This window comes from Streptomyces vastus (assembly GCF_039532825.1).
In the GTDB taxonomy this organism is placed as follows: Bacteria; Actinomycetota; Actinomycetes; order Streptomycetales; family Streptomycetaceae; genus Streptomyces; species Streptomyces vastus.
Genome location: NZ_BAAASJ010000020.1, coordinates 1 through 16,324 on the forward strand (window position 1 = coordinate 1; position 16,324 = coordinate 16,324).

The following is a 16,324-nucleotide window of genomic DNA, read 5'->3' on the forward strand; positions in this document are numbered from 1 at the left end:
GAGTCCCACCCCCAGGCTCCCGAGCCTCCCCGAACCCCCACTCCCCCTCACAAGCCCGCACCACGCACCCCAACACCCGCAACGCCGCCCGCCTCCGCGCATCACAAGCCGCCGCCAGCCGAGGATGCGTATGCCGTGGATGCCCGTCGTAGAAGATCACCCGCAACGCCTCCTCCCGACAACGCAGCGACAGATACACCTCGGCCCCCGACGTGAACCGGCAAGCACACGCGGCCAGTTCACCCACCACCTGCACCGCCGCATCCGTCACGTCCTCCAGCCGATGCAACTGAAGGACCGCCCTGGTCGTCGCCCGAGCGATGCGAGGGCTGGTCAGATCGGCGGGAAGCGTGAGGCTGTACGCGAGGGTGTCGGGTGACGGTGACGGGGTTGCCACCGACACGTCGTTGAGGACGGGGCAGACGGAAACAGCTGTTGCGGGCATACGGAACTCCCTTGAGAACTCGGTGAATTGACGGACCTTGACGTCTCGACCCGACCGGTGGCTTGTCTCCCTGACGCGAGCCCACCCCTCCCAGGGAAGGAGAACCTGGGCAGGCTCGCGCGATGCGCTTCCGACTATGTCGGGCCGTAAGCGACTCGTCACCGACTGTAGACCATGAGAGGAGTACGTGTACTACTACTCAGGGAAGTTCCCGGTGGACCGATCACGCGCCCCGGCGGCAGACTGACCCAGTCAACGGCCGAACAGGAGAGGGCACATGCCGCCCAGGAGCACACCAACGGAGCGCCAACGGCGGCTCGGCGCGGAGTTGCGCAGGATGCGCCTCGCGGCCGGGATGACGACGGAGCACGCCGCCGGCCTGCTGAACGTCCCCCGCACGAACGTCCCCAACATGGAATCGGGCCGCTCCGGCATCAGCCCCGAACGCGTACGCACCCTCGCGAGCAACTACGGCTGCACGGACCGGGATCTCATCGAAGCCCTCGCCGCCATGGCCGCCGGGCGCGACAAGGGATGGTGGGAGGCCTACCGGCGCCAACTCCGGGACGCCTTCCTGGACATCGCCGAACTGGAGTGGCACGCCAAGCGGCTGCGCATCGCCGTCACCGTGCACCTGCCAGGGCTGCTCCAGACCGAGGAACACGCCCGAGCCGTCTTCGAAGCCGTGATCCCGCCCCTGCCAACGGCCGACGTCGAGACCCGTGTCGCCCACCGGATCGACCGGCAGCAGGTGCTCGACCGGCCGGAGCCCCCAGCCCTCGACGTGATCCTCCACGAGGCCGCCCTCCGTATGGAGTTCGGCGGACCGGCGGTGGCACGGCGGCAACTGGAGCACCTGCTGCGCATGTCCGAGCGCGACACCGTGACCGTACGGGTCATCCCGTTCAAGGCGGGCGGCTTCCCCGGTGCCGGACAGTCCGTCGTCTACGCCGAGTCCACCGTCCCCCGCCTCGACACCGTGGAGCTAGACAGCACCCACGGCCCGGAGTTCATCGACTCGGAGACTCAGCTCCGCAAGTACCGGGCCCAACTCGACGCCACCCAAGCCGTCGCGCTCACCTCGAAAGCCTCGCGCGACTTCATCCGCACCCTCGCCGACGACCTCTAGGAGAACCCGTGCCGGACATCACCTGGGAAGACGCCTTCTGCGGTGAAGGCGCCAACTGCTTCCGCATAGGCACCGATCCCGACGGCAACGCCTACATAGCCATCGCTGGCCAAGAAGCCCACTACCTCACCGACACCCGCGAAGCCCTCCGCACCCTCATCCGGGACATCAAGGCCGGAAAGGCCGACCACCTGCTGTAGCCCCTCACTTACCCCTCGCCCCTCACTCCGGCAGCACCCCAGGACGGAACTTCTCCACCCCCACCACATGCCGCACCCGCGTCGGCTCGATCAACAACATCACCCGCTGCTCCCCGGGAAGCAGCCACGGATAGCGGTCCTCGCCGATGTACTTCTGCGCCAGCCGGTCCATGGCCCGCTCAGCCGTCTCGCCCTCGACGAAACGTGCGACCCGGCCCCGGATCTCCACCCGGTCGTAGGGGTTCTCGGCGTCATGGTGGGACAGCGAAACGTTCGGATTGCGCCGCAGGTTGTCGACCTTCACGCGGCCGATCGACGTGTTGACCATGACGTACTCATCCTCGATGTCCGCCCACATGGGCGAAACCTGCGGTGTGCCGTCCGGGCCGACCGTGGCCAGATGCCAGAAGTTCGGCGCCAGGAGCCGCTCGCGAATGTGGCCGTCGATGCTGCTCATACCGGTGCCGCCCCTTCACGCTCGCGCTGCCCGCTCACGCGGGCACGTACGGCGCCATCCTCGTGGCCGGGAGCGAGCCCTCGCCAGGTGATCTTCGGCCACCTCGGACACGCATCGGAAGCGTTCGGACGGGTATCCGAAACGGTAGAATCCGACAATCCGTAATCCTGGCCGAACAGACCGTAGTCACCGCAGCGCCGCACCCCTACCTTGTGCACGTGCACCAGTCGCCACCCCCCGAGCCCACTCCGCCCTTCAACGCCCCTGTCGCCCACAGACTCCGCACCGCACTCGGCATGGGACCAGAACATGTCGCGTACGGGATGCGGACCTCGTACGGACTGCCCTATGTGACACCCGACCTCGTCGCCGCCTGGGAGAGAGGCGTCGCGGCGCCCGGCAATGCCGAACTCGTCGCGCTCGCAGGCGTGTTGTGGTGCTCGCCTGCCGAACTCATCGGCGCGCCAGAGACCTTGCGGGAGTTCCGGCTCGCGCGCGGTATACCGGCAGAGGATGTCGCACGGGCCGTCGGACTCGAACTCGCCGTCTACCTACGGATGGAGGAGAACAACGAGTGGCGCGGCAACGAGCGTCAGTCCGCGGCCCTCGCCGAGGTGCTCGGCCTCGCACTGCCGGATCTCGTCACCGTCCGCGGACACCGCCCGAAGCTCGCCGAGCTGTTGCGCAACGCGTGCTCCACGCGCTGGCAGGCTTACGTGCGTCCCGTCAGCAAGCTGTTGCCGCTGGACCGGCGGCTCGTGGAGGACGTGCTCGAGTCGCTGTACACGGAGTACCAGCTCCAGATGGCACCCACCCTGAGCTGGGGCAATGGGACAGTCGCGGTCGAAGCGGGCGCGGCCCGGGACTACCTGGACCAGGTCGTCGACCACTTCTGGTCCACCGTCCAGCGCCACGCCCCGTAAAAGCCACGGCCCAGTGACCCATAAGAACCACCCATGAAGCAGCCGGAGGACCGGCTGGAACACCGGCCTAGAACACCGACTCCGCCTCGTCCATCCGGTCCTTCGGCACCGTCTTCAGTTCCGTGACCGCCTCCGCGAGCGGCACCATCTCGATCTCCGTGCCCCGCAGCGCCGTCATCCGCCCGAACTCGCCCCGGTGGGCGGCTTCGACGGCATGCCAGCCGAAGCGGGTGGCGAGCACGCGGTCGTACGCCGTCGGGGTGCCGCCGCGCTGGACGTGGCCGAGAATGACCGGCTTGGCCTCCTTGCCGAGCCGCCGCTCCAGTTCGTACGCGAGTGCCGTGCCGATGCCCTGGAAGCGCTCGTGGCCGAACTGGTCGATCTCGCCGTGGCCGTAGTCCATGGTGCCCTCGGCGGGGTGCGCGCCCTCGGCCACGCACAGCACCGCGAACTTCTTGCCGCGGGCGAAGCGCTCCTCGACCATCTTGACCAGGTCGCCCGGGTCGAAGGCCCGCTCGGGCAGGCAGATGCCGTGGGCGCCGGCGGCCATGCCGGACTCGAGTGCGATCCAGCCGGCGTGGCGGCCCATGACCTCGACGACCATGACGCGCTGGTGCGACTCGGCGGTGGTCTTGAGGCGGTCCATCGCCTCGGTGGCGACGCCGACCGCGGTGTCGAAGCCGAAGGTGCGGTCGGTGGACGAGATGTCGTTGTCGATCGTCTTCGGTACGCCGACGACCGGCAGGCCGACGTCCGAGAGCATCCGGGCGGCCGTGAGCGTGCCCTCGCCGCCGATCGGGATGAGCGCGTCGATGCCGAACTCGCGCATCTCGTCCTCGGCCCCCTCGCAGGCCTCGCGCAGACGGTCGCGCTGGAGGCGGGAGGAGCCGAGGATGGTGCCGCCGCGGGCGAGGATGCCGCTGACCGCGTCCAGGTCGAGGGTGCGGTAGCGGCCGTCGAGCAGTCCCGCGTAACCGTCCTCGAAGCCGATCACCTCGTCACCGTAGTGAGCGACGGCGCGGTGCACGACCGACCGGATCACTGCGTTCAGCCCCGGGCAGTCGCCGCCTGCGGTGAGAACTCCGATACGCATCGTGCTGTTTCTCCTGCTCGCTGCTTGGTACGTAAGGGCTGTCGGTACTTGTGAACTGTCGTGAGCTGTCGGTACGTGTGAGCCGGTCCGATTGTTTCACGGGGGGTCTGAGCACCTCTTGACCACCCGGTCCCGACAGCCATTTCGCGCCCCGATGGGACGGGTGCCCTAACCATGCTCAGAGGTATTGTCAAGAGGGCACGCACGACCCCCACGATAGCGGCTGATTTTGACCAGTGAGGAAACGGAGAGCACACGTGACGCGCAGCGTGTACGTGACCGGGATCGACCGGGGCGACGGGCGCCAGGTCGTCGAGCTGGGAGTGATGGAACTCCTGACCCGCCAGGTCGACCGGGTGGGGGTGTTCCGCCCGCTGGTCCATGACGATCCCGACCGCCTCTTCGAACTGCTGCGGGCCCGCTACCGGCTCGCACAGGACCCGGCGACGGTCTACGGCATGGACTACCACGAGGCGTCCACGCTCCAGGCCGAGCAGGGCACCGACGAGCTGGTCTCGCAGCTGGTGGACCGCTTCCACCGGGTGGCGCGCGACTACGACGTGGTCCTCGTCCTGGGCACCGACTACGCGGACACGCAGTTCCCGGACGAGCTGTCCCTCAACGCCCGGCTGGCGAACGAGTTCGGTGCCTCGGTCATCCCCGTCGTGGGCGGCCGCGAGCAGACCGCGGAGTCGGTGCAGGCGGAGACCCGCAACGCGTTCCGGGCCTACGACCATCTGGGCTGTGACGTCCTCGCGATGGTGGTGAACCGCGTGGCCCCGCCGGCCCGCGTGGAGATCCACGCGGGCCTCGACTCCCGCCTCCCGGTGCCCTGTTACGTACTGCCGGACGAGCCCGCGCTGGCCGCGCCTACGGTCGCCCAGATCACCCACGCACTCGGCGGCCGGGTCCTGCTCGGCGACGACTCGGGGCTCGCGCGCGACGCGCTGAACTTCGTGTTCGGCGGCGCGATGCTGCCGAACTTCCTCGGCGCCCTGACCCCCGGCTGCCTGGTCGTCACCCCCGGCGACCGCGCCGACCTCGTCGTGGGCGCCCTCGCCGCGCACAGCGCCGGCACCCCGCCCATCGCGGGCGTCCTGCTCACCCTGGACGAGCGCCCCGGCGACGACGTCCTCACGCTGGCCGCCCGGCTCGCCCCCGGCACCCCGGTCGTCTCGGTGGCCGGCAACAGCTTCCCGACGGCGGCCGAACTCTTCGGCATGGAAGGCAAGTTGAACGCGGCGACGCCCCGCAAGGCGGAGACCGCCCTCGGCCTCTTCGAGCGGTACGTCGACACCGGCGGCCTCCTCAGCCGGATCTCGGCACCGAGCAGTGACCGCGTCACGCCGATGATGTTCGAGCACCAGCTCCTGGAGCAGGCCCGCTCGGACCTGCGTCGCGTCGTGCTGCCCGAGGGCACCGAGGAGCGCGTACTGCACGCCGCCGAGGTGCTGCTGCGGCGCGGTGTCTGCGAGCTGACGCTGCTCGGCCCGGTGGACCAGATCCGCAAGAAGGCCGCGGACCTCGGCATCGACCTCGTCAAGGCACAGCTCATCGACCCGACGACCTCCGAGCTGCGCGAGCGTTTCGCCGAGAAGTACGCCGCGCTGCGCGCCCACAAGGGCGTGTCCGTGGAGCTGGCGTACGACGTGGTCTCGGACGTGAACTACTTCGGCACCCTGATGGTCGAGGAGGGCCTGGCCGACGGCATGGTGTCGGGGTCGGTGCACTCGACGGCGGCGACGATCCGCCCGGCCTTCGAGATCATCAAGACCAAGCCTGATGCGTCGATCGTGTCGTCCGTCTTCTTCATGTGCCTGGCCGACAAGGTCCTGGTGTACGGGGACTGCGCGGTCAATCCCGATCCGAACGCCGAGCAGTTGGCCGACATCGCGGTCCAGTCGGCCGCCACCGCGCGGCAGTTCGGTGTCGAGCCGCGGATCGCGATGCTCTCGTACTCGACCGGGACGTCCGGCTCGGGCGCGGACGTGGACAAGGTGCGCCGGGCCACCGAGCTGGTCCGCGCGAGCCGCGACGATCTGAAGATCGAGGGCCCGATCCAGTACGACGCCGCCGTGGAGCCGTCGGTCGCGGCGACCAAGCTGCCGGGGTCCGAGGTCGCCGGTCAGGCGTCCGTGCTGATCTTCCCGGACCTCAACACCGGCAACAACACGTACAAGGCCGTACAGCGTTCGGCCGGCGCGATCGCCGTCGGCCCGGTTCTGCAGGGCCTGCGCAAGCCGGTCAACGACCTGTCCCGCGGCGCGCTCGTCGGGGACATCGTGAACACCGTCGCCATCACGGCGATCCAGGCCCAGGCCCAGACTCCCAGCCCATCGCCCACGCCCCCGGCTCCGACCCCGAAGGTTTCCGCCCTGTGACCGGCACCCGCGTCCTCGTCCTCAACTCCGGCTCCTCGTCGGTGAAGTACCAGCTGCTCGACATGCGCGACAGCAGCCGCCTCGCGGTGGGCCTCGTCGAACGCATCGGCGAGGAGACATCCCGCCTGAAGCACACTCCGCCGGCCAACGGCGGCCAGGCACGCGAACAGACCGGCCCGATCGCCGACCACGAGGCCGCCCTGAAGGCCGTCGCCGAGGAGCTGGGCAAGGACGGACTCGGCCTGGACTCCCCCGAGTTGGCGGCGATCGGTCACCGGGTCGTGCACGGCGGCAGGCAGTTCACCGAGCCGACGGTCATCGACGAGCGGGTCCTCGCGGAGATCGAGCGGCTGATCCCGGTGGCGCCGCTGCACAACCCGGCCAACCTGACGGGCATTCGTACGGCACAGGCGCTGCGCCCGGACCTCCCGCAGGTGGCCGTCTTCGACACGGCGTTCCACACGACGATGCCGGAGTCCGCGGCCCGCTACGCGATCGACGTCGAGACCGCCGACGAGCACCGCATCCGCCGCTACGGCTTCCACGGCACCTCGCACGCGTATGTCTCGCGCGCGACCGCGAAGCTGCTCGGCAGGGCGCCCGAGGAGGTGAACGTCATCGTGCTGCACCTGGGCAACGGAGCCTCGGCCTCGGCTGTCCGGGCGGGCAGGTGCGTGGACACATCCATGGGGCTGACGCCTTTGGAGGGGCTGGTGATGGGTACGCGGTCCGGAGACCTGGATCCGGCGGTCATCTTTCATTTGGCGCGTGTTGGCGGAATGTCCATGGACGAGATCGACACTTTGCTGAACAAGAAGAGCGGCCTGATCGGCCTGTGCGGCGACAACGACATGCGGGAGATTCGTCGCCGCGTCGACGAAGGGGACGAGCGGGCGCGGCTCGCCTTCGACATCTATATCCACCGCCTGCGGAAATACATCGGCGCCTATTACGCGGTGCTCGGCCGGGTGGACGCGATCGCCTTCACGGCGGGGGTCGGTGAGAACGCGGCCCCGGTGCGCGAAGCTGCGGTCGCGGGCCTGGAGGGGCTGGGCCTGGCGGTCGACGCCGAGCGCAACTCCGTACGGTCCGAGGAGCCGCGGCTGGTCTCGCCGGAGGGGGCGAGAGTCGCGGTGGCCGTCGTACCGACCGACGAGGAACTGGAGATCGCCACCCAGACGTACGCACTTGTGGGCAGCCTCTGAGGCTCCCGTGGGCGGTTCTGAAGCCCTCAACTGAGCGGCATTCCGCCCCTTTGTATCTTCCACCAGACGGAATATTCCGCAGTGAAACAAACCGTTAGGATCCCCCCATGCGCCGTTCCAAAATCGTCTGCACTCTGGGCCCAGCCGTCGACTCCCATGAGCAGCTTGTGTCGCTCATCGAGGCCGGTATGAACGTGGCCCGCTTCAACTTCAGCCACGGCTCGCACGCCGAGCACCAGGGGCGGTACGACCGTGTCCGGGCCGCCGCCGAGGAGACGGGCCGCGCGATCGGCGTGCTGGCCGACCTCCAGGGCCCGAAGATCCGGCTGGAGACCTTCGCCGAGGGGCCTGTCGAGCTGGAGCGCGGTGACGAGTTCACCATCACCACCGAGGACGTACCGGGCGACAAGTCGCTCTGCGGCACGACCTACAAGGGTCTGCCGGGCGACGTCGCCAAGGGCCACCAAGTCCTGATCAATGACGGCAACGTCGAGCTGAAGGTCGTCGAGGTCGAGGGCCCCCGGGTCCGTACGGTCGTCATCGAGGGCGGCGTGATCTCGGACCACAAGGGCATCAACCTGCCCGGCACGGCCGTGAACGTGCCCGCGCTGTCCGAGAAGGACGTCGAGGATCTGCGCTTCGCGCTGCGCATGGGCTGCGACCTGGTGGCGCTGTCCTTCGTGCGCGACGCCGACGACGTGAACGACGTACACAAGATCATGGACGAGGAGGGCCGCCGGGTCCCCGTCATCGCCAAGGTGGAGAAGCCGCAGGCGGTGGAGAACATGGAGGCCGTCGTGGCGGCCTTCGACGGCGTCATGGTCGCCCGCGGCGACCTGGCCGTCGAGTACCCGCTCGAGAAGGTCCCGATGGTGCAGAAGCGCCTCGTGGAGCTGTGCCGCCGCAATGCCAAGCCGGTGATCGTCGCGACCCAGATGATGGAGTCGATGATCACCAACTCCCGTCCCACCCGCGCCGAGGCCTCCGACGTGGCCAACGCGATCCTGGACGGCGCGGACGCGGTCATGCTGTCCGCCGAGTCGAGTGTGGGCGCCTTCCCGATCGAGACCGTGAAGACGATGTCGAAGATCGTCCAGGCCGCCGAGCAGGAACTGCTCTCCAAGGGCCTGCAGCCGCTCGTACCGGGCAAGAAGCCGCGTACGCAAGGCGGTTCGGTGGCCCGTGCCGCGTGTGAGATCGCGGACTTCCTGGGCGGCAAGGGCCTGGTGGCCTTCACCCAGTCCGGCGACACCGCCCGCCGACTGTGCCGCTATCGCGCGGTCCAGCCGATCCTGGCGTTCACCACGGACGAGTCCACCCGCAACCAGCTCACGCTGAGCTGGGGCGTCGAGCCCCACGTCGTACCGTTCGTGAACAGCACGGACGCGATGGTCGACCTGGTCGACCAGGAGATGGTCAGGCTGGGTCAGTTCAACGACGGCGACACGGTGATCATCACAGCCGGTTCGCCTCCCGGCGTGGCCGGCACCACGAACATGGTGCGAGTGCACCACCTGGGCAGCTGATCCGCTCCGGTCACGCTTACGGACTCGTATCCGATGCGTGTACGCCACTGAGGGCGCCCCCCGCCGCGCAGGGGGCGCCCTCAGTGTGTGTGCGGCTCCCGGAGCGCCCCGTAAGGGGCGCGGGGCCGTGACATATGCGGCTCCGCCGCGATCGGGGTCCCCCCGCTCATGGGGGTCCCCCCGCTCGAGCGAAGCCGAGAGTGGGGGAGAAGCCGAGCGGGGGGAGAAGCCGAGAGTGGGGAAGCGACCAGCCCCAGGCGGCCCGCAGCTTCCAGACTGCACCTCCAGCGGAGCGCCCCGTGGGACTACCCGAGCGGCGTGCTGTACTGCTGCAGGCCGGGGACGGTCAGTGTTCCGCCGAACTGGGCGGCCTGCACGACCTTCACCTTGGTGAAGTAGATCAGCGGGATGTTCAGCGGCGGCGGGTGCTTCGGGTCGAACGTGACCGGGATCAGACCGAGCAGGTTGCCGGAGATGCTCTCCGTGTACATGACCGTCTTGCCGTCACGGATGGTGGACGTCGAGCCCTTGGCCGCCTGCACGTGGTGCTTCGCCCCGGCATCCTTGTCGTCGACGGTCTGGTGCAGATCACCGATGTCGGTACCGTCGGAGATCACGTACTTCAGGACCTCCTTGACCGTGCCGTTGGCGGTCTTCACCTTGACGATGCCTTGGTAGTCGGCGCCCTTGAGCAGCAGCGAGCTGGCCTCCAGCTGCCAGGGGTCGTCGGCCAGGGCCGGGATGCCCTGCTCGAGACCGCCCTCGTCCTCCGTGGCGGCCGGGCAGTTCTCCGGGTCCGTGGCGGAGCTCTCGGACGGGCTGGGGGACGGGGACGCGGTGGCCTCGTCGGCTGCCTCCTCCGCCTTCTCCGCGGTGTCCTCGGTGGTCTCCTCGGCCTTCTCGGCCGCGTCGTCCGCCGTGCCCGTGACGTCCTTGGCGACGTCCTCGACCGTGTCGGTCGCCTTGTCCGCGGCGTCCCCGGCAGCGTCCTCGGCCGTGTCGGCCTCGTCCTCGTTCGCCGACGGGGAGGGGGTGGGCGACGGGCTGGCAGCCGCCTCCTCTTCCGCCGTCTCCTTGTCGTCGGGCGTGAAGAGGTCCTCCAGCGCCTTGCCGAGGCCCAGCGGGTCGAGCGGGTTCTCCGACTCGGACTCCGAGGGGGACGGCGACGGGGTCGGCTCGGCCTCCTCGGCGGGCGCCTCGGGCTCCGAGGGGGACGGCGCCGGCTCGGGCCTGTCGTCGGAACCTGAATCCGACGAAGAGCCGTCGTCCGACGAGCCGTCGTCCGCGGAGCTGTCGCCCGAAGCGTCCTCACCCGAGGAGCCCTGCTCCTCCTTGTCGTCGGACGCGGGGCCGCTCGTCGAGGCGGAGGGCGAGGGCGACGCGTCCTTGCCCTCCTCGGTCTCCTCCTCCAGCGCGTCGACGCACTCCTTGTACTCGTCGATCGTCAGGTTCTTCGCCGACGGCTTGTCGTCGGCCCGGGCGAGCGTCGGCGTGAGGCCCATGCCCATGAGAATCGCGGTCGGCATCGAGGCGATGGCTACCGCCTTGCCCGCGGGCATCTGCAGCCTCGTCAACAAGGGCTTCTTGGGAGCTGCATGCCGCGGCCCGGTTCTCGCCCGGGGCTCTCCCGAGTCCACGCGGTGGACCTCCTCAGGCACTGTGCCTCCCGTTCGCCCCGTTGCTCGGGCTCGTTCCTGACAGATCGTTCGGCTCGCTCGCCCCGCCCGCCGCCATGGCTTCGGGGGCGCCTCCTTCGTCCGTACGGTCCGCCTTGACCGACTTCGCCGCAGGCTCCTCGCCGGGTGCCCAGGACACCGCCATGGCGCCGCCGAACAGCGCCAGCAGGAAGCCGATGAGGAACCCGCCGAGGTTGGACACCGGGATGGACACCAGCGCCAGCAGGATCGCTGCCACACCGGCGAAGACGCGTACATGCTTCTGGAACCACAGGCTGATCCCGAGCACGATCAGCAGCACGCCGATGATCAGGGAACCCGCACCCGCTGTGGTGGCCATCGCCAGGGTCAGGTGACCGATCTGGAGATTCGCGTACGGGAAATACATGATCGGGATCCCGCCGAGCAGGATGAACAGCCCGGCCCAGAACGGCCGGCTGCCCCTCCAGGCGCGGAACCGCAGCCGCCTATCGGTGAACTGGCTGCGCGTGGCTGGAGTGTCGGCGCTCATGGAAAACAGCTCCCTGGAACGGCGTTGCTGTGAGAGATGAAAGCTGGGGCGTGCGTGGTGTGGGGGGGGTGGCGAGTGTACGGACCGGGTGACGCCGGACGGACATGAATGACGACATCCGACAGACCTGCAGACGGACTTCAAAGACGAGAAGGAGGTGTGACGGGCGGGGAAGCGGAACTCCCCCCACCCGTCACGGAGCGCCTAGTAGCACTCCTTGACGCCCGCGGACAGCTTCATCGTCAGCCCGCTCAGCTTGAAGGTTCCGGCAGTGGTCGCCCACGCCGTCTGCTCCACGTCCTTCAGCAGGACCGAGTCGGCCTGCTGAGCGAATCCGAACGGGTTCGCCTTGTCGCCCTTGGCAATGCCGGGACCCTTGTTGGCGTCTCCGGCGGCCACACCGATGTCGATGTTGCGGAACTCGGCATCGGCCTTCAGGTCGGCGACGTCGATGTACAGGTTCTCCGCCTCGACCGGCGTCTTACCGCCACCGGCCTTGAGGATGAGGCTGACATTGCCGAGCACCGGGATGTTCGGCGTGACGACGGACTGGCACAGCTCCTTGATCGTCGCCTGCTTGAACGCCGAGACCGCGACGGGGTGCGACGTCTTCTTGCCATCGAGGGTGTACCCCGAGTCGATGGCGCCGTACTGCGAAAAGCCCGTGCCCTTGAGCTCTTTGGTCGTCACCTTGAACGACTGGCCCGACACGCTGAACGACGCGGCGAGAGCGCTGTTGGCCAGGGCCATGCCTATCGCGGCCGTCGCGGCCACGCTGGGCACCATGACCACAGCGAACCGCTTCCATCTGGTCCCGCCACGCACCTGGGACTCCATATTTCCTCCTTCTCGGACGTACATCTCCGGCCCTGACGGCCCCCGGTCGGCGGCTCAGTCGGGCAGGGATGGGAGAAGTGCTACGTCCTCGGGAAGGAGAGCGCCCGTACTCAGAGGCGCGAAGGGCGCCCCAACACAAGCGATCACCCCCGAGCGACAACCACTGGTCGCGCCTGAACACTTCACGCACAACCTGCCGGACAGGCTCTGCTCGAAAGCAAAGACCCCCCTGTCCAAGGAGTGGCGCCACTGCCGCCGCTCCTACTCGGTGGGGACCCAGGAAACCCGTTCACCCGATTGGCTGTCGGGGTGCGGGAATGGACCGAGCGTCGACGATCGTGGTGCATTCGCGCCGCTGCCGCAAGGGGGTTCGTTACTGGCTAGTAACGGCCGGATAACCGAACAACGACCCGCCGGTATCGACCGACGACGCAGGGTGCCTCCGGGGTGAGTAACAAAACCATTGATCTTTGGACGGAATCCGACAGATCAACGCCCGCCTCTTACTCCAAGTAACAGCGGCCGCGTTTACCAAGATTTGGTAAAGCACGGCCGCAGGGTCGCTCAGTCGACAAATCTCTCACTCAGGCAACAGGCGTCACAGTGGTTACCCGGGTGGTTTAGGCACCGGTCAGAACAGGGCGCGGGCCAGTGCTCTGCGTGCAGCGGTCACTCGCGGATCGTCACTGCCGACCACCTCGAACAGCTCCAACAGCCGCATACGCGCGGCATCCCGGTCGTCACCGGCTGTACGCGCCACGGTGTCGACGAGCCGTCCGAACGCGTCCTCGACATGACCACCCACCAGATCCAGGTCCGCGGCGGCAATTTGAGCCCGTACGTCGCCCGGCTTCTCGGCGGCATCCTTGCGTACCTGCTGCGCATCGGCGTTCTGCACGCGCTGGAGCAACTCGGCCTGGGCAAGGCCGAGTTTGGCCTCCGTATTGCCCGGGTCGTCACTCAGCACGTTCTTGTACGCCTGCACCGCACCGCCCAAGTCCCCCGCGTCAAGAGCCTGTACGGCGGCCTCGAGCAGCGCGTCGTACGGACCGGCCGGCACCGCGGGAGCCGCCTCGGCCTCGGGGCCGGGCCCGGCCTCGGCGTCCGAGTCGACCGTGAGGCCGGTCAGACCGAAGCGCTGCTCGGCGACCTGGATGAGCTGGTCCAGGGTGCCCCGGATCTGCGACTCGGGGGCGGCGCCCTGGAAGAGCGGCAGGGCCTGGCCGGCCACCACCGCGAAGACGGCCGGGATCCCCTGGATCCCGAACTGCTGCATCAGCATCTGATTGGCGTCGACGTCGATCTTGGCGAGGACGAAGCGGCCGTTGTACTCGGCGGCGAGCCGCTCCAGGAGCGGGCTCAGCTGCTTGCACGGCTCGCACCACTCGGCCCAGAAGTCGATGACGACCGGCACCTCGGTGGAGCGCTGCAGGACATCACGCTCAAACCCCGCCTCGTCTACGTCAATGACAAGGCTGGCGGTGGAGACAGCACCTCCCCCGCCCTGCTTCGCCGCTTCGGCGCGCGCCTGCTCCGCCTTCGCCTTGGCCTCCTGGGCCGCCTTCACCGCGGCGAGGTCGACGACTCCGCTCATGGACATGTTCCGTGGCTGCATGAGTTCATCTTCCCCCCTTCGCGTACGTACCGGAAAAGCACGGTGAAAGCCGGGCCTGCCGCGTGGCGTCCGACGCCGGGTCCCCACCCGGCGCCGCGTGGTCGTCGCTGTGGTCGTCGCTCGTACGCAGGCTTTCGCTACGAGCCGTAGCGTAACTGGAGCGCGAACCCTCGCGGAACCACGTCCCGGTGATCTCCCTCACCTTGCTTCCCCTCACCGAGTCACAGGAACCGCCCGCTATGGTCAACGGATGCAGAGCCGCACTTCCGCCCCACGCGCCACAGGAGGCCGCCCCCGCAGCGTCACCGCGGACGTGGCGATCCTGGCGGCGACGCGGGCGGCGCTGGTCGAACTGGGCTGGTCCAAGCTGACGCTCGGCGATGTGGCGACGCGCGCGGGCGTCGCCAAGACGACCCTCTACCGCCGCTGGGCGGGCAAGAACGAACTGGTCGTGGATGCGGTGGCGGCCCTCTTCGACGAACTGGAAATCCCCGACCGCGGCAGCCTTGCCGCCGACATCGAGGGCGTAGTCCTCCAGTTCGCGGCAATCCTGGCCCGCCCCGAGGCGAAGAGCGGCCTGATGGCGGTGGTCGCGGAGTCGATCCGCGACGACGCACTGCGCGACCGCATCCGGTCGTCGATCGTCGAGCGACAGAAACTCCTCGTCCTGGAGGGACGCGCACGCGCCCAGCAGCGCGGGGAGCTGCCGGAAGAGAACGACCCCGAAGCCGCGGCTCGCACCGCGGACCTCATCTACGACGTGATCGCGGGCGCGGTGGTGCACCGGGCCCTGGTGAGTGCAGAGCCCGTCGACACGGACTGGGCCCAGAGCTTCACCATGCTCCTGCTGAAGGGCCTGACCGCGTCGGCAACGGCCTGACGCACGTGCTCATCCACGGTCACCCACCACCCAGCTCGCACCAGACCAGCTTTCCTCGCAGGACAGGCGCCCCAAGGGAGTAATGCCCCCATCGGTCGGCCAGCTCTTCCACGATCCCCATCCCGCGCCCCTCTTCACGGTCCACGCCACACGGACGTGGAAGCCTGGGCGGCTCACTACTGGTGTCCCACACCGAGAGTCGCAGCCACTTCTCCGAGCGCTTCACGCGCAGGCAGGACGGTCCGGGGGCGTGCACATGCGCGTTGGTGACCAGCTCGGAGGCCAACAGCTCGGCCGTCACCAGAAGTTCACCCAGTCCGTGCGCACGGAGGATCAGCCGCAGGGCGCCGCGCGCGACACCGACGGCGAGGGGGTTGTGCGGGAGGTTGATGCTGTACTCCCAGTCGTCCTCGTTGTTCATGAGGCCTCCGTCCTAGGGAAGATGCGCAACTCGGATGCACACAGCCTGTGTTGATTGCGATACTGACGGTAGACATGATGGGCCAGTTTTTCCACCTACTCCCCCGAACGGGTGACGGTCAACTTCCGGAGAGGAACGCAACCTTGGCGCTACGGACCAGGATCAGCGAACGGCAACGGCGCGTTGCGGCCGAGCTACGCAAGATGCGCGAGGACCGCGGCATCACCACGAACGATGCCGCTGCGGCGGCAGGCATGAAGGCACCCTTCCTGAGCAAGATCGAGGCTGGCCGAACAGCCATCGCCACCGATCGGATGCGCAAGCTGTGCGAGTACTACGGGGACATTTCTGCCCCATACCTTGAAGCCTTGGTCACCATGTCCGAGTCCAGCGGCAAGGGCTGGTGGAGCGCCTACCAGGGCAGAGTCACCCAGTACGCGCTCAACCTCGCGGAACTGGAGGCCGGCGCAGTCGGCCTCTGCTTGTACGACCCGCTGCTCGTCCCCGGTTTGTTCCAGACCGAGGAGTACATCCGGGCGCTGTTCGGGGACATGCGGCCCAAACACGCCACCACCGAAGACGCCATCGCCTTCAGGCTGGCACGCCAGAGGCTTGTCACAGGTGAGAACGCCCCTGCCGTGCACGCGGTGATTCACGAGGCCGCCTTGCGCATGCACTACAGCAGCCCCAGCGTCACTCACGGACAACTGCTACACCTCATCGAACTGGCGAGACTGCCGAATGTGACGATCCAGATCTTTCCGTTCCGCGCTCGCACCTTCCCGGGTGTCACCAGCCCGTTCCTGTACGTGCAACCGCGAGTCGAGGAACTGGCCACGGTCGTACTGGAACATCCGAACGAGCCGATCTACCGTGACACGCAGGACCACCTGTCCCAATACCGTGTGCTCTTCGACCAGTTGAAGGAATCCGCACTTCCTCCAATCACCCCCTCAGCCGCGCCCGAGACGTCGGCGGCACCAGGCTCTCTGATGCTGATCCAACATCTCCTGTACGACCTGTAG

Annotated in this window: 16 protein-coding genes; 8 read left to right on the forward strand and 8 right to left on the reverse strand. The window is 68.3% G+C overall.

What is annotated here, in order from left to right:
- On the reverse strand, positions 1 to 445 hold a 445-nt coding region (locus ABD357_RS08175), incomplete at its 3' end, for an ATP-binding protein (RefSeq protein WP_344388630.1).
- Between the two features lie 277 nt (positions 446 to 722).
- Here ABD357_RS08175 and ABD357_RS08180 point away from each other — a divergent pair.
- Both ABD357_RS08180 and ABD357_RS08185 read left to right on the forward strand, forming a co-directional pair.
- A complete protein-coding gene (locus ABD357_RS08180) occupies positions 723 to 1,574 on the forward strand; it encodes a helix-turn-helix domain-containing protein (protein ID WP_344388632.1) in 852 nt (283 codons plus the stop codon).
- A gap of 8 nt (positions 1,575 to 1,582) precedes the next feature.
- On the forward strand, positions 1,583 to 1,774 hold the full coding sequence (locus ABD357_RS08185; RefSeq protein ID WP_344388634.1) for a hypothetical protein: 192 nt from the start codon (positions 1,583 to 1,585) through the stop codon (positions 1,772 to 1,774).
- 22 nt (positions 1,775 to 1,796) lie between these two features.
- Here the strand turns inward: ABD357_RS08185 and ABD357_RS08190 are convergent, their stop codons facing one another.
- Positions 1,797 to 2,231 carry a PPOX class F420-dependent oxidoreductase gene (locus tag ABD357_RS08190; RefSeq protein ID WP_344388635.1) on the reverse strand — a complete coding sequence of 145 codons (435 nt, stop codon included), beginning with the start codon at positions 2,229 to 2,231 and terminating at the stop codon, positions 1,797 to 1,799.
- Positions 2,232 to 2,527: 296 nt separating this feature from the next.
- Between ABD357_RS08190 and ABD357_RS08195 the strand changes: the two genes are divergently transcribed.
- The gene (locus ABD357_RS08195; RefSeq protein WP_344388637.1) at positions 2,528 to 3,154 is read left to right on the forward strand and encodes a helix-turn-helix domain-containing protein; all 627 of its coding nucleotides are present in this window, start codon (positions 2,528 to 2,530) and stop codon (positions 3,152 to 3,154) included.
- 67 nt (positions 3,155 to 3,221) lie between these two features.
- Here ABD357_RS08195 and ABD357_RS08200 read toward each other — a convergent pair whose 3' ends face one another.
- Positions 3,222 to 4,247, reverse strand: coding sequence for an ATP-dependent 6-phosphofructokinase (locus ABD357_RS08200; RefSeq protein ID WP_344388639.1), 1,026 nt, complete (start codon positions 4,245 to 4,247; stop codon positions 3,222 to 3,224).
- Between the two features lie 257 nt (positions 4,248 to 4,504).
- On the opposite strand from ABD357_RS08200, the gene pta reads away from it, so the two are divergent.
- The 3 genes from pta (at position 4,505) to pyk (ending at position 9,359) form a co-directional block, all read left to right on the forward strand.
- Entirely contained in the window at positions 4,505 to 6,628 is a 2,124-nt protein-coding gene (gene pta, locus ABD357_RS08205; RefSeq protein ID WP_344388641.1) for a phosphate acetyltransferase, read from the forward strand.
- Positions 6,625 to 7,833 carry an acetate kinase gene (locus ABD357_RS08210; RefSeq protein ID WP_344388642.1) on the forward strand — a complete coding sequence of 403 codons (1,209 nt, stop codon included), beginning with the start codon at positions 6,625 to 6,627 and terminating at the stop codon, positions 7,831 to 7,833. The genes pta and ABD357_RS08210 overlap by 4 nt, the downstream gene beginning before the upstream one ends.
- A 107-nt stretch (positions 7,834 to 7,940) precedes the next feature.
- Complete coding sequence (pyk, locus tag ABD357_RS08215) at positions 7,941 to 9,359, forward strand: pyruvate kinase (RefSeq protein ID WP_344388643.1); 1,419 nt, start codon at positions 7,941 to 7,943, stop codon at positions 9,357 to 9,359.
- Between the two features lie 305 nt (positions 9,360 to 9,664).
- Here pyk and ABD357_RS08220 read toward each other — a convergent pair whose 3' ends face one another.
- The 4 genes from ABD357_RS08220 to ABD357_RS08235 form a co-directional block, all read right to left on the reverse strand.
- Positions 9,665 to 10,918 carry a hypothetical protein gene (locus tag ABD357_RS08220; RefSeq protein WP_344388815.1) on the reverse strand — a complete coding sequence of 418 codons (1,254 nt, stop codon included), beginning with the start codon at positions 10,916 to 10,918 and terminating at the stop codon, positions 9,665 to 9,667.
- Positions 10,919 to 11,009: 91 nt separating this feature from the next.
- Complete coding sequence (locus ABD357_RS08225) at positions 11,010 to 11,546, reverse strand: DUF6114 domain-containing protein (protein ID WP_344388644.1); 537 nt, start codon at positions 11,544 to 11,546, stop codon at positions 11,010 to 11,012.
- Between the two features lie 204 nt (positions 11,547 to 11,750).
- The gene (locus ABD357_RS08230) at positions 11,751 to 12,383 is read right to left on the reverse strand and encodes a DUF6230 family protein (protein ID WP_344388645.1); all 633 of its coding nucleotides are present in this window, start codon (positions 12,381 to 12,383) and stop codon (positions 11,751 to 11,753) included.
- Positions 12,384 to 13,014: 631 nt separating this feature from the next.
- Positions 13,015 to 13,998: a tetratricopeptide repeat protein gene (locus tag ABD357_RS08235; protein WP_344388647.1), complete on the reverse strand. Its 984-nt coding sequence runs from the start codon at positions 13,996 to 13,998 to the stop codon at positions 13,015 to 13,017.
- Positions 13,999 to 14,248: 250 nt separating this feature from the next.
- Between ABD357_RS08235 and ABD357_RS08240 the strand changes: the two genes are divergently transcribed.
- Entirely contained in the window at positions 14,249 to 14,878 is a 630-nt protein-coding gene (locus tag ABD357_RS08240) for a TetR/AcrR family transcriptional regulator (protein WP_344388648.1), read from the forward strand.
- 19 nt (positions 14,879 to 14,897) lie between these two features.
- Here the strand turns inward: ABD357_RS08240 and ABD357_RS08245 are convergent, their stop codons facing one another.
- On the reverse strand, positions 14,898 to 15,299 hold the full coding sequence (locus ABD357_RS08245; RefSeq protein WP_344388650.1) for an ATP-binding protein: 402 nt from the start codon (positions 15,297 to 15,299) through the stop codon (positions 14,898 to 14,900).
- A gap of 143 nt (positions 15,300 to 15,442) precedes the next feature.
- On the opposite strand from ABD357_RS08245, the gene ABD357_RS08250 reads away from it, so the two are divergent.
- Positions 15,443 to 16,324, forward strand: a complete 882-nt coding sequence (locus ABD357_RS08250; RefSeq protein WP_344388651.1) for a helix-turn-helix domain-containing protein — start codon at positions 15,443 to 15,445, stop codon at positions 16,322 to 16,324.